This window comes from Chitinophaga ginsengisegetis (assembly GCF_900168065.1).
Lineage (GTDB): Bacteria > Bacteroidota > Bacteroidia > Chitinophagales > Chitinophagaceae > Chitinophaga > Chitinophaga ginsengisegetis.
Genome location: NZ_FUZZ01000004.1, coordinates 244,517 through 266,186, shown reverse-complemented (window position 1 = coordinate 266,186; position 21,670 = coordinate 244,517). Strand labels below are relative to the sequence as shown.

16 protein-coding genes are annotated in these 21,670 nt (G+C 48.5%); 9 read left to right on the top strand and 7 right to left on the bottom strand.

Annotated features, from left to right (window positions below):
• The first annotated feature begins 172 nt into the window (after positions 1–172).
• Together B5Z18_RS23805 and B5Z18_RS23800 are read left to right on the top strand one after the other, a co-directional pair.
• Positions 173–928 (top strand): SGNH/GDSL hydrolase family protein, encoded by a 756-nt coding sequence (locus tag B5Z18_RS23805; RefSeq protein WP_200817329.1) that lies wholly within the window; start codon positions 173–175, stop codon positions 926–928.
• 1 nt (position 929) lies between these two features.
• Positions 930–1,952 (top strand): serine hydrolase domain-containing protein, encoded by a 1,023-nt coding sequence (locus tag B5Z18_RS23800; RefSeq protein WP_079472029.1) that lies wholly within the window; start codon positions 930–932, stop codon positions 1,950–1,952.
• 339 nt (positions 1,953–2,291) lie between these two features.
• Here B5Z18_RS23800 and B5Z18_RS23795 read toward each other — a convergent pair whose 3' ends face one another.
• From B5Z18_RS23795 to B5Z18_RS23785, 3 genes are all read right to left on the bottom strand, one after another.
• Positions 2,292–4,649 carry an ABC transporter permease gene (locus tag B5Z18_RS23795; RefSeq protein ID WP_079472028.1) on the bottom strand — a complete coding sequence of 786 codons (2,358 nt, stop codon included), beginning with the start codon at positions 4,647–4,649 and terminating at the stop codon, positions 2,292–2,294.
• A 138-nt stretch (positions 4,650–4,787) separates the two neighbouring features.
• On the bottom strand, positions 4,788–5,024 hold the full coding sequence (locus tag B5Z18_RS23790) for a VF530 family protein (protein ID WP_079472027.1): 237 nt from the start codon (positions 5,022–5,024) through the stop codon (positions 4,788–4,790).
• A gap of 34 nt (positions 5,025–5,058) precedes the next feature.
• Positions 5,059–6,090 (bottom strand): GntR family transcriptional regulator, encoded by a 1,032-nt coding sequence (locus tag B5Z18_RS23785; protein WP_079472026.1) that lies wholly within the window; start codon positions 6,088–6,090, stop codon positions 5,059–5,061.
• Between the two features lie 190 nt (positions 6,091–6,280).
• On the opposite strand from B5Z18_RS23785, the gene rhaT reads away from it, so the two are divergent.
• The 7 genes from rhaT (at position 6,281) to B5Z18_RS23750 (ending at position 18,323) form a co-directional block, all read left to right on the top strand.
• The gene (gene rhaT / locus B5Z18_RS23780; protein WP_079472025.1) at positions 6,281–7,336 is read left to right on the top strand and encodes an L-rhamnose/proton symporter RhaT; all 1,056 of its coding nucleotides are present in this window, start codon (positions 6,281–6,283) and stop codon (positions 7,334–7,336) included.
• A 42-nt stretch (positions 7,337–7,378) separates the two neighbouring features.
• Positions 7,379–9,505, top strand: a complete 2,127-nt coding sequence (locus B5Z18_RS23775) for a bifunctional aldolase/short-chain dehydrogenase (RefSeq protein WP_079472024.1) — start codon at positions 7,379–7,381, stop codon at positions 9,503–9,505.
• A gap of 34 nt (positions 9,506–9,539) precedes the next feature.
• The gene (locus B5Z18_RS23770) at positions 9,540–10,814 is read left to right on the top strand and encodes a sugar isomerase (RefSeq protein WP_079472023.1); all 1,275 of its coding nucleotides are present in this window, start codon (positions 9,540–9,542) and stop codon (positions 10,812–10,814) included.
• Between the two features lie 13 nt (positions 10,815–10,827).
• Positions 10,828–12,225 (top strand): FGGY-family carbohydrate kinase, encoded by a 1,398-nt coding sequence (locus B5Z18_RS23765; RefSeq protein ID WP_079472022.1) that lies wholly within the window; start codon positions 10,828–10,830, stop codon positions 12,223–12,225.
• A 35-nt stretch (positions 12,226–12,260) separates the two neighbouring features.
• A complete protein-coding gene (locus B5Z18_RS23760; protein ID WP_079472021.1) occupies positions 12,261–13,196 on the top strand; it encodes an alpha/beta hydrolase in 936 nt (311 codons plus the stop codon).
• A 123-nt stretch (positions 13,197–13,319) separates the two neighbouring features.
• Positions 13,320–16,526 carry a glycosyl hydrolase gene (locus tag B5Z18_RS23755; protein WP_200817328.1) on the top strand — a complete coding sequence of 1,069 codons (3,207 nt, stop codon included), beginning with the start codon at positions 13,320–13,322 and terminating at the stop codon, positions 16,524–16,526.
• A gap of 63 nt (positions 16,527–16,589) precedes the next feature.
• Positions 16,590–18,323, top strand: a complete 1,734-nt coding sequence (locus tag B5Z18_RS23750; protein WP_200817327.1) for an alpha-L-rhamnosidase-related protein — start codon at positions 16,590–16,592, stop codon at positions 18,321–18,323.
• Between the two features lie 75 nt (positions 18,324–18,398).
• Here the strand turns inward: B5Z18_RS23750 and B5Z18_RS23745 are convergent, their stop codons facing one another.
• The 4 genes from B5Z18_RS23745 to B5Z18_RS23730 form a co-directional block, all read right to left on the bottom strand.
• Entirely contained in the window at positions 18,399–19,757 is a 1,359-nt protein-coding gene (locus B5Z18_RS23745; protein ID WP_079472018.1) for a Gfo/Idh/MocA family oxidoreductase, read from the bottom strand.
• 86 nt (positions 19,758–19,843) lie between these two features.
• Positions 19,844–20,272, bottom strand: coding sequence for a MarR family winged helix-turn-helix transcriptional regulator (locus B5Z18_RS23740; RefSeq protein ID WP_079472017.1), 429 nt, complete (start codon positions 20,270–20,272; stop codon positions 19,844–19,846).
• Between the two features lie 24 nt (positions 20,273–20,296).
• Positions 20,297–20,974, bottom strand: coding sequence for a type 1 glutamine amidotransferase domain-containing protein (locus tag B5Z18_RS23735; protein WP_079472016.1), 678 nt, complete (start codon positions 20,972–20,974; stop codon positions 20,297–20,299).
• A gap of 10 nt (positions 20,975–20,984) precedes the next feature.
• The gene (locus B5Z18_RS23730; protein ID WP_200817326.1) at positions 20,985–21,410 is read right to left on the bottom strand and encodes an organic hydroperoxide resistance protein; all 426 of its coding nucleotides are present in this window, start codon (positions 21,408–21,410) and stop codon (positions 20,985–20,987) included.
• Positions 21,411–21,670: the final 260 nt, after the last annotated feature.

The window sequence follows — 21,670 nt, the reverse complement described above, 5'->3', positions numbered from 1 at the left end:
AATAAATTTAGCGGAAGAATAATACATTCCTGTCCTGTTGCGTCCTGTACTGTCCTGTACTGTCCTGTATCGGAGCCTGTTAACTGTTATGAAAGAGGCGTTTGTAAAAGCCGGAAAATATTGCTACTTTCCACTGCATTTGCTAAAATGCAGACAGTTAAAAATCTGATGTATGATCATGAACAGAAAAAGCCTGAAACTGGTAGCCCTGTTTGCCATATTGGGCACTACGGCTTTTGCACAGAATACCACGGACGCTGATGCCGCCGCAAAAGAAAAGAAGCAACACGAAGAACTGATGAAACAGGATTGGGCCTGTTTAAAATGTTTCCAGGAAGCCAACGCCCAGGTGGGCGCGCCTAAACCGGGCGAACAGCGGGTGGTATTTATGGGAAATTCCATTACCATCGGGTGGGGAAACCTGAACCCTGAGTTTTTTGAAGGCAAACCCTATATCAACCGCGGCATCAGCGGGCAAACCACGCCACAGATGCTGATCCGCTTCCGCCCGGATGTAATTAACCTGAAACCGAAAGTAGTAGTGATCCTCGCGGGCACCAACGATATCGCGGGAAATACCGGCTATACCCCGGTGGAAACAATTTTTGGTAACATCGTATCGATGGCGGAACTGGCCAAAGCAAACGGTATCAGGGTGGTGTTGTCGTCTGTAATACCGGCGTTTGATTATCCGTGGCGTAAAGGACTGGAGCCGGTTGGGAAGATTGCCGACCTGAATCAGCGCCTTAAAAACTACGCCGCCAAAAATAACTGCGTATACCTGGACTATTACACCGCAATGGCCGATGAAAGAAAAGGGCTGAAAGCCGAACTGACATATGACGGCGTGCATCCCAATAAAGCCGGCTACCTTGTGATGGGACCACTGGCGGAAAAAGCAATAGCTACCGCATTAAAAAAGAAATAAGTTGAAAACCCGTTTATTCATTCTTACCGGCATCCTGGCACTGGCAACGGGATTGGTTACTGCACAACAGTCACTTTCCGCCAGGCTGGATTCCCTGTTAACGATCAAAAGTCCCCGCCCGTTCAACGGGGTAGTACTGATTACACAAAACGGGAAAACGCTGTATGCCAAAGCCTATGGCTATGCCAACCACGAAACAAAGCAGGCGCTGAACATCAACGACCCGTTTATCATTATGTCTGTTACCAAGCAAATGACGGCCGTAATGGTGTTGCAGGAAGTGGAAAAAGGACGTATCCAGCTACAGCAAACATTGCATTCCTATCTCCCTGAAATAAAAGATAGCTGGGCAGACAGCATTACCATCCACCAGCTGCTCAATCACACTTCCGGCGTGGTGTGGTTTGATGCGCCGCTGGCCTTCCTGCCCGGAACAAAATACGCTTATTCCAACTTCGGTTATTCCCTGCTGAAATCCGTACTGGAACGTACTACCGGTAAGCCCTATACGGAGTTGGCAGCTGCCTTGTTTAAAAAATCAGGTATGACGCACTCCGGCATTACCGGGCATACACCAGCAGTAAAAGGCTACCGGGAAATGCCCTCTGGTGGCCTGGAAGCAAGTATGGATACTATTCCCGACTGGCACTATGCAGGTGCAGGCGTGGTGTCCACGGCCCGCGACCTGGTACGCTGGAATGAACTGTTGTATGGCGGAAAGTTACTGAAAGACAGCTGCTACCAGTTGATGACGCATGTTTGGGAACACCGCCAGCACACCGTATACGGGGCTATAGGAACCGGCTATGGTATTGTGGTAAGCGACGATAAGCAGGAGATGGGACACACCGGGTATATGCCGGAGATGGGATTTACGCTCATCAATTTCTACTATCCGGCAACCCGTACCAGTCTTGTTGTAATGGAGAACGCCGGCTACAGCGAAAAAGATATACCCAGGGCTTATTTCTTTGAAAGAAACATCCGGGAAATATTATTACCAACTGTTATAAAGAAGCAATAACAGCTATTTACATAATACCACTGCGGTGATATGTTATTTTTTTTCCGTAACGTTTTCTTATTCAGATATTTTGTTGTAGTTTCATTACTCACCAAAGAAAAGGAGGTATTCATGCTATCTACAGAATATTCATGGACACCTAAGGTTAATTTAGTTTAACCCGGGCGGCTCCATTAGAGAATCTGTTAACGCTTTGGCGTTAAAGGCATCCTGGCATAGCCGGGATGCCTTTTTCTTTGTTATATAATACTTTTATATTTTTGTGAGATGTATAACGCATTGGTTACCCCAAAGCAACAAACTATAACACATGGCTTTTATTATGGTGGACGTTTGTAGCTACGCCCTCAAACTTTTAACCGGGTTCACCAGCCCGGCTTTCACCGACTGGTAAGCAATAGTGACTCCCGCTATCAGTACAGACACCGAGATCGCAATAAGAAAAGTACCGCCACCGATATGGGTCTGATAAGCAAAATTGTCCAGCCAGCGCGTCATCAAAAACCAGGCGACAGGCGCCGCCACGCAAAAGGAAACAAAGATCAGCAGGATAAATTCTTTTGCAAATAGCCCGACAATATTCAGAAGGGAAGCCCCTAATACTTTACGGATACCTACTTCTTTGGTGCGTTGCACCGCTGCAAAGGCCACCAGGCCATACAATCCGAGGCAGCCAATGATGATGGCCAGGGAGGAAAACAGCTTAAATGCGGTGTATATTTTTTGCTCCTGTATATACATGCTGGCGATGCGGTCGTCCAGGAACTGATACTCAAACTGGTTTTCTGTAAATAATGCAGACCATAATTTATCTATGCCTGCAATAGTATTCCGCATATCAGTGGGCTTGATCCGGATATTGGCCGTTCCGAAACCGCGGGCATTGTATTCCAGTATACAAGGTCTTCTCTTTTTATACCGGGATTCACTCTGGAAATCTTTCACCACACCCGTGATCAGTGCAGGGCCATCGTTGATGTAAAAGTGTATTCCCAGTGCTTTCTCCGGGTTCTGAATCCCCATTTTATGGATCATTGTTTCGTTTACAAGCACCCTGCGAAGCGTGTCGGCATCTGTGCCTGGGCGGATCTTTTCGCCTGCCAGTAACTGTATCGAAAACATGTCCATATAGTGTTCGTCGATCGCTTTTACTTCGGTTACATCGTTTTCAGTAAGTCCCACCGCGGGGCAGCGGAACCCGCTGAAGTTGCTTCCGTTCACCGGTGAGCCCGAGGCAAAGCTCAGCTGTGCTACACCGGGATTGGCAAGCAATTGCTCCTTTAAAATATCCCGCTTGTTCCTGTCGGGTACCGGGAAAGAAACAACTGCATCTTTGTTAAAGCCCAGGTCCTGGTTCTGGAGAAAGTCCATCTGGTAGCCAACTATCAGCGTGCCCGCAATCAGTATCTGGGAAATGCCAAACTGGGTGGATACCAATATCTTTCTTAATCCTAATCCCCGGAATGTAATACCCGTATTGCTTTTAAGGGATGTTGCCGGTTCAAAGGCCGACTGCACAAAAGCAGGATACAAGCCAGCTAAAAGTATAACCGTTACCGTTATTGCTGCCAGTACCGCAACAATTAGCGGTTGCATTAACTGCGATACCCCGATCTTCAGGTTCATCCAGGTGGCTACAAATGGCAGCAAAACTCCTGCTGCTATGGTTCCCAGCACAACAGCCATCAATACCAGCAGAGTGGTTTCACCCAGGAATTGACGGATCAGCTGACCACGGTAAGCCCCCAGCACTTTACGCACGCCTACTTCCTTTGCGCGGCGTATAGCCTGCGCCGTAGCCATATTGATGAAATTGATACAGGCGGTGATGATAATAAACAGTGCCACCATCGCAAGGCCCCAATAGGTTTCCCGGTTGGTGGTAGGACTGGCAGGGTTACCCAGGTAACGCTGGTCAAAATGGATTTCTTTCAGCGGCTGCAATAAAAGGGTTGCTCCTGACGCGACATCTGCGCCCCAGTTTTTGGTAATAAAGGCAGGCATCCTGGCCTGTAACTTTGCTACGTTGTAGTGCTCAGGCAGCACCACAAAAGCGTTGCCACCATTGATATTGTAAAACTCAGCCGGCGCCAGCACTTCCTTCCTGATGGTTTCGTAGGAAGCCAGGAATACAAACGGCTGACTGGTATTGCCCGGCAAATCTTCAATAACACCGGTTACTTTAAGGTTAAACTGGTTGTTCAGGTTAATTACCTGGCCCATCGGGTCTTTTGTACCAAAGTATTTTCCGGCAATGCTTCGTGTGAGCACCACCTGGTTGGGTTCCGATAAGGCAGTGCGCGGATCTCCGGCCAGCCAGTGATAATCAAATATCTGAAGGAAAGAAGCATCTGCGAAGGCAAATCCTTTTTCATTGTACCGCGTATCACCCGCTTTTACCAGCCCGGTGATCTGGTACCAGTATTGCGACACCTGCTCCAGTTCGGGGAAGTCGTTGCGCAGGGCGGGTACTACTGCCAGCGAGGTACTGGGATTATAATCGAGTGCATGCAAATTAACACGATAAGTACGATCCGCTTTTTTGTGGAAGCTGTCATAACTCAACTCATTTTTTACAATGAGAAAGATGATCAGGCAGGCGGCAATACTAAGTGTTAAGCCAAATACATTGAGAAATGTATAGCTGAAATTCCGCGTAATCGTCCTGAAAGCTGTTTTAATATAACTGCTGAACATGGAATTCAATTTATAGGATGGACCGTACTTGCAGCTAAGTAAATGCCATCATATTAAAATGCTGGTTTTCAGTAGATAAGGAGGTATTGAAGGATTAAAAATGTCCGGTTTTGAAGGGAGGGTGTCCGGTTCCGGACATCATTTCAATAACTTCTTCCGTAAAGAATACACATAAAAATCCTCTACTTTTTTACGTGCCCATGGCGTTTTGCGGAGAAATTTTAAACTGCTTTGCACAGATGGATTGCTGATAAAGCAATTGATCCTTACCTGGTATCCCAGTTCTTCCCAGCCATAGCTCTCATAAAGATGTGTCACTATTTTTTCAAGTGTAAGTCCGTGCAGCGGGTCTTTGGATGCGCCTGGTGTGTCCATGTTGTTCCGTTTTTATGACCCAAAGGTAAGTTAATTACAAAGATGCCCGCATGGTTACATAAAACGGTACTTCTATCTGTGCACGGGAATTATCCAGGATGAGCTGTGCCGCCATTTCTCCCATACATTTAAAGTCGGTGGAAATGGTGGTGATGCCGTTGAGGATAAATTTCTTCAAAGGTGTTTCGTTATAGGAAATGATCCCTACATCTTTGCCTATCTTCAGGTTTAAGGAAATGATCCTTTCTATCAGCAATACCAGGTCGTTTTCCCGCAGGTTAATATATACATCTCCCGGCTGGATATCTTCTTCTCCTATTTCTTCTACCTTTTTACTGTTAAAAGCATAGTTCTGGCAGAACTGCATAAACCCTTCGTAAATTTCTTCCGGGTAATAGGTATTGTCGGGGTAAATGATTTTAATGGTGTGGTATTGCTGCAGCTTGTCCCTGGCCTGTTCCAGCGCGCCGTAAATATCTTCCTGGAAATTTTCATATACTGCGCCGTATTCGCCGGTTACGCCTTTCAGCTTTTTATCCAGCAGGATCAGTTTCTCTTTCGGGATGGTATTGATCACTTCATCAACATGCTCCCATCTTTCCCGGAAGTGCGGAAGTATCACAATATGTGTATATTCATTGATATTTTGTGACAACAGTTTTTTAAAGAGACTGAAATCGCTGTTATAAATATAGAAGTCGATATTGGCCTGTTCCCCCAGCTTGTCTGCAAACGAATCATAGATGATTTTTTTGTGCTCGCTCAGTTTGTTGAACAGGAGCAGTATCTTATATTGCTGGTCAAGATTGGTTTGCGACACATAGTAGCCTTTTCCGGGAACGGACCCCAGGATACCCAGTCCCTTCAGGTATTTGTATGCTTTCTCTGCGGTATCCCTCGAAATTTCAAAGGCGTAACTGACTTCATTGATGGACGGCAGTATATCATCCTGCTGCACTTTTTTGTCTACAATAGCTTTGATGATAGAGTTGGCCAGCTGGTAATATTTAGGCGTAGCAGAAAAATCATCAATAAAAAGGTATTTAAAAATCGGATGTTGTTTCATGGCTCATCAGGTATTAATCCGTGGAATTAGCTATCAGGTTATAACATGGCTCTTTTCCCGGCAATGATAGTGATTTAATTTTATAAATGCTATCTCCGGCCGGAACCATGACAGTCCATGACAGTTTAAAAAAGTACATGCTTTATTTTTATGAAACTTTAATCTCCACGTTACAAATTACTATATCATTATGCAGGCTTTACTGGGAGTTTTATTTCACTTTATAGGTGGGTTCGCATCGGGAAGTTTCTATATCCCTTACAAAAAGGTAAAGGGATGGAGCTGGGAAAGTTACTGGATTGTAGGCGGGATCTTCTCCTGGCTGGTGGTACCGCTGGTAGCTGCCTGGTTAACCGTTCCCGGTTTTATGGATATTATCCGTAATACGGAAGGCACCATTCTTTTCTGGACTTATTTCCTGGGCGTATTGTGGGGGATCGGCGGTTTAACCTTCGGGTTATCCATGCGTTACCTCGGCATGTCGCTGGGAATGGCGGTAGCATTAGGCTTTTGTTCCGCCTTTGGTGCACTGATACCGCCCATTTACCGTGGTTTGTTTACAGACGACCCCAATACGCTGGGCGCTATGCTGCACAGCAGCAGGGGCTTGTATGTACTATCCGGTGTGGCGGTATGCCTGGTGGGTATTGCTATTTGCGGAAGAGCGGGTATGCTCAAGGAAAAGGAGCTTACAGGTGAACAGAAAACTGAAAGCATCCTCGAATTTGACCTCCGTAAAGGGCTGGCGGTAGCCATTGTTTCCGGTATACTGAGCGCCTGCATGAGTTTTGCCATTACTGCCGGCAGCAGTATGGGTAAGGCAGCGGTAGCCAACAATGCCAATCCTTTGTTCCGGAACAATGTTATTTTTGTAGTGATTATGCTGGGAGGGCTCACCACCAATTTTATCTGGTGCATGCTGCTCAACAGGCGTAACCGCTCATTTAATGACTATACGAACAAAAGCACCCCGCTGGTAAGGAACTATTTATTTGCAGCAATCGCGGGTACTACCTGGTTCCTGCAATTCTTTTTTTATGGAATGGGAGAAAGTAAACTGGGCAATGATGCCAGCTCCTGGATCCTGCACATGGCTTTTATTATCCTGATTTCCGGTATGTGGGGCTTTGTGCTGAAGGAATGGAAAAATGCCAGTAAAAAAACATTCGTTACTATCTCCCTGGGTATATTCACCATTATTCTTTCTGTAATCCTGGTCGGATATGGTAATTCTTTAGAAAATTAACCCTCAGCATTATCGCAATTTAAAACGTAAAAATTATAGAGTATGTCTTTAGATGGAACTACTACGCAATTCAGGCATGTCAGCTATTTATGGGATGAAGCAACAGCCGCTGCTATGGCTGGTGATGAAGTAGCCTTGCTGATCTATCGTTCCAATTTACTCGGCGCAGATCTCCGGTTGACCAACTACGGCGGTGGCAACACCTCCTGTAAAGCCACCGCAAAAGATCCTTTAACGGGAGAACCGGTAGAGGTGATGTGGGTAAAAGGCTCCGGCGGGGACCTGGGCACGCTCAGGAAAAGTGGCCTCGCTGCCCTGTATGTAGATCGTCTCCGCAGCCTGCAGAATATTTACAGGGGAATAGCGCATGAAGATGAAATGGTGGAATTGTTCAATCACTGCATTTACGATCTTAGTTCAAAAGCGCCCTCCATTGATACCCCTCTGCATGGTTTTCTTCCCTTTAAACATATCGATCACCTCCATCCGGATGCTGCCATTGCTATTGCAGCGGCAAAAGACGGCCGGAAAATCACGCAGGAGCTGTTTAATGGCACCATTGGCTGGGTACCCTGGCAAAAGCCCGGATTTGACCTCGGATTGCAGTTAAAGCAATGCCTCGACGAAAATCCCGGTATCCGTGGTATCATGCTGGGCTCTCACGGCCTGTTCACCTGGGGCGACACTGCTTACGAAAGTTATATCAATACCCTGGAAGTAATTGAACGCTGCGCGGAATACCTGCAGGAAAATACCGGTCGTAATAAACCCGTGTTTGGCGGCGCTAAGATACAATCATTGTCGCCCGACCTTCGTAAAGCCCAGGCCGCTGAACTGGCGCCGGTTTTACGCGGATACTGCTCTTCTCAGCAGAAAATGGTTGGTCATTTTACCGACGATGCGAGAGTGCTTGAATTTATTAACTCCAATGATCTCGACAGGCTCGCGCCGCTGGGTACCAGCTGCCCCGATCACTTCCTGCGCACGAAGATCAGCCCGCTGGTGCTGAACCTTCTGCCGGACGCCGACCTGAAAGATGTAGCCACCATAAAAACATCCCTGGCGCCATTATTTACCGCCTACCGGGAAATGTATAAAGAATACTACGATACCTGTAAACATCCCAACAGCCCGGCCATGCGCGATCCTAACCCCGTGGTGATCCTGTATCCCGGCGTAGGCATGTTCACCTTCGCAAAAGATAAACAAACCGCCAGGGTGGCCGCTGAGTTTTATATCAACGCCATCAATGTAATGAAAGGCGCGGAAGCCATCTCTGAATACACCTCCCTGCCACGGCAGGAAGCATTTAATATTGAATACTGGTTGCTGGAAGAAGCCAAGCTGCAACGCATGCCAAAGCCGAAAGCGCTTACCGGCAGAATTGCCCTGGTAACCGGCAGCGCCGGCGGTATCGGTAAAGCCATCGCTAAAAAGTTTGCAGAAGAAGGCGCCGTAGTGGTGATCAATGATAATGATGCACAACGACTGGCATCTGCCACCGAAGAGTTTAATAAACTGTACGGAAAAGATGTATTTGCTGCCGACCTGCTCGATGTGACCGATTCCGCATCTATTCATAAAACCTTTAACACCGCGGTACTGGCCTTCGGCGGGGTGGATATCATTGTAAACTGCGCCGGACTGTCGATCTCCAAACCATTGGAAGATCATACGGAAAAAGACTGGGACCTGCTGTACGATGTACTGGTAAAAGGACAGTTCCTCGTTACACAAACCGGCGTAGAAATCATGCGCAAGCAGGACACCGGCGGAGATGTGCTGAACATCGTTAGTAAAAACGCATTAGTTTCCGGTCCTAACAATGCGGGGTATGGGTCAGCCAAGGCAGCGCAACTGCACCTGAGCCGTCTTAATGCCGCTGAACTGGGTAAAGATCGTATACGCGTGAACGTAGTAAATCCTGATGCAGTGATTTCCGATAGTAAAATATGGGCCGGCGCATGGGCAGAAGGCCGTGCTAAAGCATATGGTGTAAAGGTGGAAGAACTGCCTGCATTCTATGCAAAACGCACCCTGCTGAATGAAATCATTGTACCGGAAGATATCGCCAACGCCTGCTATGCTTTTGTGGGCGGATTACTCAACAAGGCTACCGGCAACGTGCTGAATGTGGATGGTGGAGTAGCAATGGCTTTTGTGAGATAAAAATATCGTTTTATCTGCGTTAAAAAAGATCATCATGAGAATCGAAAAATACAGGATAGAAGAACATAATCAGGCCGGAATGGCCGCGCAGCAGCGTGCATTTGAATATCTCTCCGGGGAAATTAAAAATGTGCCTGAAATATTGCAGCAGCTGATCGCTTTCCAGGTGGGCATTCCCAGCTGGGCGCTCGGAACCGGTGGTACCCGCTTTGGCCGTTTCCCCGGTGGCGGTGAACCCCGGAACCTGGAAGAAAAGATCGAAGACATAGGGTTGATTCATCAGCTAAACCAATCCAGCGGCGCCATTTCGCTGCATATCCCCTGGGATATTCCCTCCAATCCTGCGCATATCAAAGCAATGGCTGCACAACACGGCCTCCGCTTTGATGCGATGAACTCCAACACCTTCCAGGATCAGCCGGGGCAGAAGTGGAGCTATAAATTCGGCTCGCTGCAGCATGTGAATAAAGACATCCGCAAACAAGCCATTGAACATAACATAGAAGTGATCCGTCATGGTATAGAACTGGGCTCTGATGCACTCACCGTGTGGCTGTCCGACGGTTCGTGCTTCCCCGGTCAGCTGAATTTCCGCCATGCTTTCCAGAACACGCTGGAAGGGCTGCAGGAAATTTATGCGGCACTGCCGGATCACTGGAAGATATTCGTGGAATACAAAGCCGCAGAACCTAATTTTTATTCCACCACAGTGGGCGACTGGGGACAGTCGCTCCTCTACGCCAATAAACTGGGCCCCAAAGCCTATACACTGGTAGATCTCGGACATCACCTGCCCAATGCCAACATTGAACAGATTGTAGCCCTGCTGCTGATGGAAGGTAAACTCGGCGGCTTCCATTTCAATGATTCCAAGTATGGCGACGATGACCTCACCGTAGGCAGCATCAAACCCTACCAGCTGTTCCTTATTTTCAACGAACTGGTGGAAGGAATGGATGCCCGCGGTATGAATCATACGACCGACCTGGGCTGGATGATAGATGCCTCACATAACGTGAAGGATCCGCTGGAAGATCTGCTGCAATCAGTAGAAGCGATCATGATCACCTACGCGCAGGCGTTGCTGGTAGACCGTAAGAAACTGCTGGCCGCACAACAGAACAACGATGTGGTTACCGCGCAGGAAATATTGCAGCAGGCGTTCCGCACAGATGTGCGCTCCCTGGTGGCTGCCGCCAGGATACAGGCCGGCGGCGCATTGAATCCGTTAGCTTTGTATCGTGCTGAAAAAGTGAGAGAACACCTGATCCGTGAAAGAGGCGCTAAAACAATGGCGACTGGTTTGTAATTTAAACGTGTTTATGACCGAAATTCCCGTTATTGCTATTTTTGATGTTGGAAAAACCAACAAGAAACTGTTTCTCTTTGATGAACAGTACCGGATCATCTTTGAGCGGACAGCCCGTTTTACGGAAACCGTGGATGAAGATGGCGCGCCCTGTGAAAACCTGGAAAGCCTACGGCTCTCCGTATTTGATTCCCTGAGAGAAGTATTCAGCAGAAAAGATGTAACGATTAAAGCGATCAACTTTTCAACCTATGGCGCAAGCCTGGTGTACATTGATGAAGAAGGGCGCCCATTAACTCCGTTGTATAATTACCTGAAAGAATATCCGGAGGAATTGAGTCAGCAGTTTTACAGTAACTATGGCGGCAAAACTGCCTTCTCTGTGCAAACGGCGTCACCGGTATTGGGAAGCCTCAACTCAGGCATGCAGTTATACCGGCTGAAGTACGAACAGCCGGAAGTATTCAGTCGTATGAAGTATGCACTGCACCTGCCGCAATACATGAGTTTCCTGCTGTCGGGTGTAGCCTGCTCAGATATCACCAGCATTGGTTGTCATACCAACCTGTGGGATTTTAAACAAAACAATTATCATTCGTGGTTAATAAAGGAAGGGGTGCTGGAAAAGCTGGCGCCTCTTTTTTCTTCCGGGGAAGTAATGCCCGCCGCCTTTCCGGGCAACAGCTACGCAGTAGGCACCGGGCTGCACGACAGCTCCGCTGCACTGATTCCTTACCTGGTAAATTTTCATGAGCCCTTTATACTCATATCTACCGGCACCTGGTGCATCAGCTTAAATCCATTTAACGATACACCACTTACACCGGAAGAACTGGAAGCAGACTGTTTATGTTATATGTCCTTCCAGGGTAAGCCGGTAAAGGCTTCCCGGCTGTTTGCCGGTTATGAGCATGAGCAACAGGTAAAACGTATTGCCGCCCATTTTGATCAGCATACCGGCAGGTATCGCGGGGTTGAGTATGACGGCAGCATCATCCGCCAGCTGAAAGAAAGGAATAAACAGGATACGCCGCAACCGGAGGCCAACAAGCAGGGGATGCAGGCATCTGTATTCGGACAGCGTGATCTCGGTACTTTTTCTTCAGATATTGAAGCCTATCATCAGCTGATGCTGGATATTGCCAATCAGCAATACATCGCTACCAGCAGGGTATTGAAGGGCGCCCGTGTAAAACGTATATTCGTTGACGGTGGGTTCAGTAAAAACGCCATCTATATGAACCTGCTGGCCGCACTGTTTCCCGATATTGAAATCTTTGCTGCCTCTATGGCGCAGGCTACTGCGATGGGAGCAGCACTGGCCATCCATTCATCCTGGAACAGCAAACCCATGCCCAATGATCTGATAGAACTGAAATATTATTCGGTGACACATGATGCTACTTTATGAAGTTTTGATTATCATTACTGCCAATAAATAATATTATGCGCGCCCTCCTTATCCTGCTCTTCAGTTTCGCTGCCATTGTTGCCAATGCACAAACCGTAATGCCTTTATACAACGGGCTTCCTCCCGGCGGAATTGCCGGTCCTGACGAGGAAGTAACCGACAAAGACAATAACCGTACAAATACCAGTGTGCCTACTTTAACGGCTTACCTGCCGCCAAAAGACAAGGCTACCGGTACAGCGGTATTAATTTGTCCGGGTGGTGGTTATCACACAGTCGTATTCCAGCGGGAAGGACTCAGTATCGCGGAGTATTTTGTAAAGCAAGGCATCGCTGCCTTTGTACTCAAATACCGCTTACCGGATGATAAAATCATGCAGGATAAAAGCAGCGGTCCTTTGCAGGATGCACAGGAAGCCATGAAAATAATCCGCTCGCATGCCGCTGAATGGAACATCGATAATAGCCGCGTAGGCATTATGGGTTTCTCTGCCGGCGGGCACCTGGCTTCCACCACAGGAACCCATTTCAACAAACCGGTGCTGGCCGCCAATGCGGGCATCAACCTGCGTCCTGATTTTATGATCCTGGTGTACCCGGTGATCAGCATGGAAAAGAACCTCACCCATGCCGGTTCCCGTTTGCGGTTACTTGGCAATCAGCCAGGAGAAGAAGCCATAAAAAATTATTCCAACGACCGGCAGGTAACACCGCAAACACCACCCACCATCCTGTTTCATACCGGCGACGATACGGTGGTAGACGTAGATAACAGTCTCCTTTTTTACCAGGCCCTGCGCCACCAGCACGTACCGGCGGAAATGCATATTTATCCCGAAGGCAACCACGGCTTTGTGTTGAAGCTGCCAACAGACGTATGGATGCAGATCACCATGAAATGGCTGGGCCGCATGGGCATGCTCAACCCGGGCAACCCGTTGCTGCAGGGAGGTACAGGACAGTTATACTGATAACGTTTTTTACTTTGGGAGATATCCTGAAATAGCCTGTTGCTGACGAAAGTCCGGCAACCGGGTATCTGTTACCATAACTTTTACGGTTAAACGAAGATGCAAAGTATGTATACTCCTGTTATGAAAAAGTATAGCGCCGCTGCACTGTTGTTGTCGGCTGCATTAACTGCCAGCGGACAACAAACGCCTTTGCAACACGGATTTGTAACGCCACCGGATAGCGTTAAGCCAAGTGTATACTGGTATTGGATGAGTGATAATATTTCGCAGGAAGGTGTAAAGCAGGATGTGGAAGCAATGGTAAAAGTGGGCATTGGCCGGGCTTTTATCGGTAATATAGGTTATCCGAAAGAAGAGGTTCCTTACGGAAAGGTTAAGCTGTTTTCCGATGAATGGTGGCAGGTAACCCGTACGGCTATACGCACGGCTTCAGAAAAAGGGCTGGATATTGGCCTGTTCAACAGCCCGGGTTGGAGCCAGAGTGGCGGTCCGTGGATTAAGCCTTCCCAATCGATGCGCTACCTCGCCGGTGAAGAAGTAACGATTCATGGCCCTCAGCAATATACCCAACAGCTGCCAACAGGCCCCGCCGATTTTCAAACGGTAGCCGTAATGGCCTTTCCTGTGCCAGACAGCGATGGCGATGATATTGGTAAACATACCCCACGTATCACTTCCAACATCGAGTTTCAGCATATTGAAAAACTGACAGATGGAAATACTACGGAAGAAGTAACCGTTACCACACCGGTTGGTCGCCCAACACCCGCTCACATCGACCTCGAAGTAGCCGGCAATTTCACCGCGCGGAGCCTCATCATTTACCCGGCCGAAAAGCCTTTCAAAGCACAGTTTGAGCTACAGGTAAAAGAGGGGGATAACTGGCGCAGCATAAAGAGCTTTGAATTTGACCGCAGCAACCCGCAAAATAATGTAGGCTTTAAACCCTATGCACCCATAGCCGTTTCCTTTAAAGCTACTACCGGAAAACAGTTCCGGCTGGTGATCAGCGAAGGCAATCCTGCGCTGACAGAAATAAAACTCCTCACGGCCCCACGCATTGAGCGCTTTGAAGAAAAGCAGCTGGCCAAAATGTTCCAGACGCCACTGCCGTTATGGAACGAATATCAATGGCCGCAGGAGGCGGAAGTATCCGGCGCCGGTTTGATTATTGATCCCACCAAAGTTATTAATCTCACTAAAAATTTATCAGCCAATGGTACCCTCAACTGGAGGGTACCTGCGGGCAACTGGATAGTAGTGCGTTATGGTATGTTGCCCACGGGCGTTACCAATGGCCCGGCTTCACCGGAAGGCACAGGGCTGGAAATAGACAAGATCAGCGATGAATGGTCGCAGTACCACTATGATGCCTTTGTAGGCAAGATCCGCAAAAGCATTCCCGCAGCGGAACGCACCTCACTCAAATGGGTGGTGGCAGACAGCTACGAAACCGGTTCGCAAAACTGGACCGATGACATGGCGGATGATTTTAAAAAACAATATGGCTATGATCCGTTGCCGTGGTTGCCTGTGTTATCCGGAAGGGTAGTGGGCACCCCTGATCAATCGGATCGTTTCCTATGGGACCTGCGCCGCCTGATTGCCGATCGGGTAGCTTATAAATACGTAGCCGGGTTGCGTAAAGCCAGTCATAAAGACGGGATGAAGCTATGGCTGGAAAACTACGGCCACTGGGGGTTCCCTTCGGAGTTCCTGAAATACGGCGGCCAGTCGGATGAAATTGCAGGTGAATTCTGGAATGAAGGAACGCTCGGCAATATCGAGTGCCGCGCAGCCTCTTCTGCTGCGCATATTTATGGCAAAACAAGAGTAGCCGCAGAATCTTTTACTGCCGGCGGTAATGCATACGGCCGCTATCCCGCGCTGCTGAAGCGTCGTGGCGATTGGTCCTTTACCGAAGGAATCAATCACAGCCTCCTGCATGTGTTCATTGAGCAACCATATGATGACCGCGAACCCGGTGTGAACGCAGGTTTTGGTACCGAGTTTAACAGGAAGAACACCTGGTTTTACCAGGGTAAAGCATTTATAGATTATATCAGGAGATGTAACTACCTCCTGCAACAAGGTAAGGCAGTAAATGATATCGCCTACTTCATCGGGGAAGATGCACCAAAAATGACAGGCGTAAGAAACCCCGAACTACCGAAAGGATACTCCTATGATTACATCAATGCAGAAGTGATCCTGGAACGCCTGCGTGTAAAGGATGGCAGGCTGGTACTGCCGGATGGTATGAGCTATCGTTTGCTGGTACTGCCGCAGCTGGAAACCATGCGGCCGGAGCTGCTGGAAAAAATTGCGCAGCTGGTAAAGGATGGCGCCACCATCCTGGGACCCGTACCCAAACGATCTCCCAGCTTACAGCAGTATCCATCCGCGGATGCGAAAGTGCAAAAACTGGCCACGGAACTGTGGGGCAACAACCAGGAGCATCAAAGGGAATATGGCAAAGGGCAGGTACTGAGTGGAATAGATATGCCGCAGGCACTGAGCATCCTGCAATTGCCCGCAGATGTGGCGCAGCTGCCGGAGCAGGCATTGTATACGCATCGTACCACCACAGATGGAGAAATATATTTTATCACCAATCAGTCGGATCAGCAAATCACCTTATCACCCGCCTTCCGCGTGGCAGGCAAACAACCGGAGTGGTGGGATGCCGTAACCGGTGAAACCCGTGACCTGAAAGAGTTTACGCAACAATCGCCATATACCGTAGTGCCGTTAACGTTAGCCCCTTACCAGAGTGGATTCGTAGTATTCCGTAAGCATGCAGCAACAACAGGCAACGGGATTAATTTCCCGGAAGCAACCACGCTGACGCAGTTACAGGGGCCATGGAAAGTGAACTTTGATGCGGCAAAGCGCGGACCCGCGCAACCGGTGGTGTTTGATCAGTTGACCGATTGGAGCACGCACCCCAATGAGCAGATCCGTAATTACTCCGGTACTGCTGTTTATGAGATTACTTTTAAGGCAGATGAACTACCGGCGGAATCCACACCATACCTGGATCTTGGCGCCGTGAGTGTAATGGCGGATGTAACCCTGAACGGTGTTGCGCTGGGCAACGTATGGACGGCACCTTACCGGGTAAATGTAAAACACGCATTGAAAAAAGGAGAGAACAAGCTAATGGTAACGGTAGTAAACACCTGGGTAAACCGCCTCATTGGCGACAGCAAACTACCTGTTGCCGAAAGAAAAACATGGAGTAACGTGAACCCATACACGCCGACAGCTACTTATCAGTCTGCCGGCCTGATAGGGCCCGTAAAACTCATTGCGGTAAAATATTAAGTACAGTCAAAAGAACCTGATCACATGAAAATATATAACCGGATCTTACAGTTAGCAGTCATAATGTTAGTTGCTGTTTCGTCCCGGGCCCAGCTGCCACCGGTGTTCGATAGCAGCCGTATGGCTACGGTCCAGGCAACAGCAACGGTACGCAGGTATTTATCTCCCGAAAAAATTATATGGCAAACACCTAATGCCGGTGAGCATATTTTCAACGCACAACGTTTCCTGTTAGCCGGCAACGGACAAGCCGACCTGGCCAATCAGAACATGTGCGTGCTGAAAAGCACGGCTGCCGTACATCCTGCCTTGTTGTTTGACTTTGGCAAAGAACTGCATGGCGGTTTGCAACTGGTTACGGGGATGTATAAAAGCGGTAAGCCGGTAAAACTGCGGGTACGCTTTGGTGAATCTGTAAGTGAAGCGATGAGTGATATTGAACCCGGGAAGAATGCCACCAACGACCACGCCGTACGCGATATGATTGTAGAAGTACCGTGGCTGGGTAAACTCGAAGTAGGCAACACCGGTTTCCGTTTTGTAAGGATCGATCTGCTGGATGACAACACGGAACTGCAACTCAAAGAAGTGAGGGCCATTTTCGTATACCGCGATCTGCCTTACCTGGGCTCTTTTAAATGCAGCGATACGTTGCTGAACCAGATCTGGCTGACGGGTGCATACACGGTGCATCTGAACATGCAGGACTATTTATGGGATGGCATCAAACGCGACCGCCTCGTGTGGATTGGTGATATGCATCCGGAAACATCAACTATCAGCGCGGTATTCGGCTATAATGAAGTGGTGCCAGAGAGCCTGGACCTTTCCCGCGATATTACGCCGTTGCCGCAGTATATGAATGGCATGGTGTCGTATTCCATGTGGTGGGTGCTTATTCAGCGCGATTGGTACCAGCACACCGGCAACCTTGCATATCTGAAACAACAGGCCGCTTACCTGAAAGGATTACTGGATCGCCTCTCAAAGAAAATAGACGCCAATAACAGTGAAGACCTGCACGACGGTACCCGCTTCCTCGACTGGCCCTCCAGTGAAAATAAACCCGGCATTCATGCAGGACTACAGGCCATGATGATCATGACGCTGGACGCAGGCGCTGCATTGAGCAAAGTACTCAACGATGATGCCACCGTGAAGAAATGCGAAGCCGCTATTGCCCGGCTGAAGCAAAATGTACCCGATGCAAACGGCTCCAAACAGGCCGCTGCATTGATGGCGTTATCCGGTTTGGTGCCCGCAAAAAAGATCAACGATGAAATTATTGGCGTAGGTGGTGTAAAGGATTATTCCACCTTCTATGGTTACTATATGCTACAGGCAAAAGCCAAAGCGGGCGACTACCAGGGAGGGCTAAACGATATCCGCACTTACTGGGGCGCTATGCTGAAACTGGGCGCCACTACGTTCTGGGAAGACTTTAATATGGACTGGCTTCCCAACGCTTCCCGCATTGATGAAATAGTACCGGCCGGGCAAAAAGATATTCATGGCGACTATGGCGCTTATTGTTATAAAGGGTTCCGTCATAGTTTATGTCATGGCTGGGCCTCCGGGCCTACGCCGTGGCTCACGGAGCATGTACTCGGTATTTCGGTGGTAGCGCCCGGATGTAAAGTGATTAAGGTGGCGCCTCACCTGGGAGATCTGCAATTTGCAGAGGGTACTTTTCCTACGCCTTATGGCATTGTAACGGTGAAGCATACACGCCTGGCTGATGGAAAGATTAAGTCGGAGATCAAAGCGCCTGCGCAGGTGAAGGTGATCAGGGAGTAGTTTTATTTTTTAGGAAGATAAAAAAGAACGGTGCTCATAAGAGACCGTTCTTTTTATTTATGCTGCTGAAAATAGTTACACCACCGGATGTATCCAAGGACTTCTATACGGTCGTTGCAATAACGCTGTGGCAGCAGGATCGCTGGTAATGATCCGTTTCTGCGGATCATATATTACGGGCCGTCCTGTTTGCATGGAGATATTGGCGAGGATACAGCTCGCAGTGGAAATATGCCCTTCTTCTATATCCGCTACCGGTTTGCTGCCATTTTTAATAGCGCCCAGGAAGTCCAGCATATGGAGGCGTGTGGCCGGTGCAGCGTTCAGCTCAATAGCTGGTTCTGTCAGGTCTTCCGGGTACTTTTCCTTTTCAAACACTACATCTTTATGGATAGGAGTACCGTTGCCTTCAGGGATAAAGTCGTACGACATGGTGCTGGCGGCAAGGGTGCCTTTCTCTCCATACAATTTAAATGACCATGGGTATTTGGGATCGGCGGCTGTTCCCCAGGTGCGGTGCTGCCATACACAATTTAGTCCGTCGTATTCAAAGATGGCCGACTGCGTATCTGCAATATTCGATTTGCCTTCTTTCTGTACATAGATCCCGCCGGTAGAGCTGATACGTTTGGGCCAGCCCAGTTGCAGCATCCAGCGTACAGTGTCGAACATATGCACGCACATATCGCCCATAATGCCGTTGCCGTATTCCATGAAAGTGCGCCACCAGCGTACATGTGGCAAGCCATCGTAAGGCCGCAGGGGAGCGGGGCCGGTCCACATGTCGTAGTCGAAATAATCGGGTACTGCCTGTACGGGCGGATTGCCGTTGTTGCGCATGTGATAGTAGCAGCACATTTCCACATGTGATATTTTGCCGAGCAGGCCGGCATCTACAATATTCTTTTTGGCATCAATGAGGTGTGGGGTGCTTTTCCGTTGGGTGCCCACCTGCACCACCCGGTTGTATTTGCGGGCGGCAGCCACCATCGCTTCGCCTTCTATTACATCTACGCTGATAGGTTTCTGCACATATACATTGGCGCCGGCTTTGAGGGCTTCAATGGTTTGCAGGGCATGCCAGTGGTCGGGAGTGCCTATCAATACAATGTCCAGTTCATTTTCGGATAACAGTTTACGGTAGTCGGCGTACAGGCGGGGTGTTTCACCGGAGGACTGCCGTTTGCGCACCATTTCCGCAGCGGCCTGCAGCATATTCTTATCCACATCACAAAGGGCTACTACTTTTACCGGTGCTACCTGGATCAGCCGGAATAAATCGCTTTTGCCATACCATCCTGTGCCGATAAGCGCTACCCGTAAAGGTTTCGCCGGGTTAATGAAATCAAGCGCACTGGCGCCGATAGCAGAGAGCGCGAGCGTAGCCGTGGCTCCCTTGAGGAAGCGGCGACGATTGATGTTGAAATTCTCCATAGCGTGGAATAATTAAATAAGGTTTACAGAACTATAGGAGAGAAAGATAATAATTCAGTGGAAGAAATCATAGTGAAATAAACCAGCTATTCGTCAGCATGTCTTTTCAGAATATTGTTGATCATCGGTTTAAGGGTATCGTATTCCTTCTCCGTAAAACCCATGCTGCAGCTGATCTTTTCGGGGATGTCTGCCGCTTCTTGCTGCAATTGCCGTCCGGCGGCGGTTAAATGAATATTTACGCTGCGTTCATCTTCTTTGCTGCGTACACGTTTGATAAGCTTTTTTGTTTCCAGTCTTTTTAATAGGGGCGTTAAAGTACCGGAATCCAGCATCAGTTGCTGCCCCAGTGTTTTTACGGATACGATATCATGTTCCCATAGCACCAGCATCACGAGGTACTGCGGGTAGGTAAGATCCAATGGGCCAAGTAAAGGCTGGTAATGTGAAGTTACCAGCCTCGACAGGGCATAAAATGAGAAGCAAAGTTGGTTTGATAATTTCAGTTGTTTCAAGGTCGCTTATTTAACAACACAAAATTAAGCTAATGTTTCCATTAATATCCGGGCTACAGCTTCAGAGGACGCAGGGTTCTGACCGGTGATCAGCAATCCGTCCTTCAGTGCGTATGAGTGCCAGTCGCGGTCCTTGCTGTAAATCCCTCCCAGTTTCTTTAACTCGTCTTCTAACAGGAACGGCACTACGTTAGTGAGCTGTACTGCTTCTTCTTCCGTGTTACTGAACCCGGTTACTTCTTTCCCTTTCACCAGTGGCGTGCCATCCGGGCCTTTTACTTTGAGCAATGCAGCAGGGGCGTGGCACACAAATGCGACAGGCTTATGCTGGCGGTAGAACGTTTCAATCAGGGAAATGGAACTTGGATCATTGTGGAGGTCCCACAGTGGGCCATGACCGCCGGGATAGAACACCGCATCATAGTCGGAGGCATCTGCTTCGTTGAGCTTCAGGGTAGTAGCCAGTTTTTGCTGCAACGCTTCATCGCGCTTAAAGCGGGTGGTAGCTTCTGTCTGGAATTCAGGCAGCTCGCTTTTCGGATCAATGGGAGGCTGGCCGCCTTTGGGAGAAGCCAGCGTCACTTCGGCCCCTGCATCCGCCAGCACATAATACGGGGCAGCAAATTCTTCTACCCAGAAACCGGTTTTATGACCGGTGTTGCCTAATTCATCGTGCGAGGTTAGTACGATTAATACTTTCATGACATGGAGTTTAGATCAATGCTAATTCTACTTCAATATTACCACGGGTAGCATTTGAATAAGGACATACCTGGTGTGCTTTTTCCAGCAGTTCCTGTGCCAGTTTTGGTTCCACATCCGGAATTGCTACCAGTAGCTTTACTGATAACCCATAACCGCCGTTATTGTTCTTGCCCAGGCTAACTTCTGCATTTACCTGTGTAGTGCCTGCGGTTACTTTCTGCGTTCTGATTACCAGGTTGAGGGCGCCGTCGAAGCAGGCAGCATAGCCGGCAGCAAACAACTGTTCAGGATTGGTGTAGGCACCGCCGCTGCCGCCGAGTTCCTTTGGCATTCTTACTTCCAGGTCCAGTACGCCGTCTGATGAGCTAACATGTCCGTTTCTTCCGCCGGTGGCGGTGGCGTGTGCCGTGTATAACTTTTCGATCTTTTCCATGAGTATTTTATATTTATTTTGTAAAATTAGATTGTGTACAATTAAATTCCAAATTTATTTTTAGGAAGAGGGGAAGAACAAGCTTTCTTAACACCCTCCGCGCAGGTTTATTTATCAGATTCCCTTACTCCATTTCCTATCTCCCGAAAAAAAATATACTCATTAGCAAAATATTTCTTTACTTTGCGTCATAATGACGTAAACGAATTTTAAACCCTGCACCTGTGCAACGGAACTGTTAACCCCGCCAACATTCCAGT

What these genes read in the sequence shown, in the direction of transcription:
- B5Z18_RS23735 (WP_079472016.1), bottom strand. Translation starts at nt 20,974, where the DNA reads ATGAAAGTATTAATCGTACTAACCTCGCACGATGAATTAGGCAACACC.
- B5Z18_RS23765 (WP_079472022.1), top strand. Translation starts at nt 10,828, where the DNA reads ATGACCGAAATTCCCGTTATTGCTATTTTTGATGTTGGAAAAACCAAC.
- B5Z18_RS23745 (WP_079472018.1), bottom strand. Translation starts at nt 19,757, where the DNA reads ATGGAGAATTTCAACATCAATCGTCGCCGCTTCCTCAAGGGAGCCACG.
- B5Z18_RS23730 (WP_200817326.1), bottom strand. Translation starts at nt 21,410, where the DNA reads ATGGAAAAGATCGAAAAGTTATACACGGCACACGCCACCGCCACCGGC.
- B5Z18_RS23755 (WP_200817328.1), top strand. Translation starts at nt 13,320, where the DNA reads ATGAAAAAGTATAGCGCCGCTGCACTGTTGTTGTCGGCTGCATTAACT.
- B5Z18_RS23760 (WP_079472021.1), top strand. Translation starts at nt 12,261, where the DNA reads ATGCGCGCCCTCCTTATCCTGCTCTTCAGTTTCGCTGCCATTGTTGCC.
- B5Z18_RS23795 (WP_079472028.1), bottom strand. Translation starts at nt 4,649, where the DNA reads ATGTTCAGCAGTTATATTAAAACAGCTTTCAGGACGATTACGCGGAAT.
- rhaT (WP_079472025.1), top strand. Translation starts at nt 6,281, where the DNA reads ATGCAGGCTTTACTGGGAGTTTTATTTCACTTTATAGGTGGGTTCGCA.
- B5Z18_RS23790 (WP_079472027.1), bottom strand. Translation starts at nt 5,024, where the DNA reads ATGGACACACCAGGCGCATCCAAAGACCCGCTGCACGGACTTACACTT.
- B5Z18_RS23785 (WP_079472026.1), bottom strand. Translation starts at nt 6,090, where the DNA reads ATGAAACAACATCCGATTTTTAAATACCTTTTTATTGATGATTTTTCT.
- B5Z18_RS23805 (WP_200817329.1), top strand. Translation starts at nt 173, where the DNA reads ATGATCATGAACAGAAAAAGCCTGAAACTGGTAGCCCTGTTTGCCATA.
- B5Z18_RS23750 (WP_200817327.1), top strand. Translation starts at nt 16,590, where the DNA reads ATGTTAGTTGCTGTTTCGTCCCGGGCCCAGCTGCCACCGGTGTTCGAT.
- B5Z18_RS23775 (WP_079472024.1), top strand. Translation starts at nt 7,379, where the DNA reads ATGTCTTTAGATGGAACTACTACGCAATTCAGGCATGTCAGCTATTTA.
- B5Z18_RS23770 (WP_079472023.1), top strand. Translation starts at nt 9,540, where the DNA reads ATGAGAATCGAAAAATACAGGATAGAAGAACATAATCAGGCCGGAATG.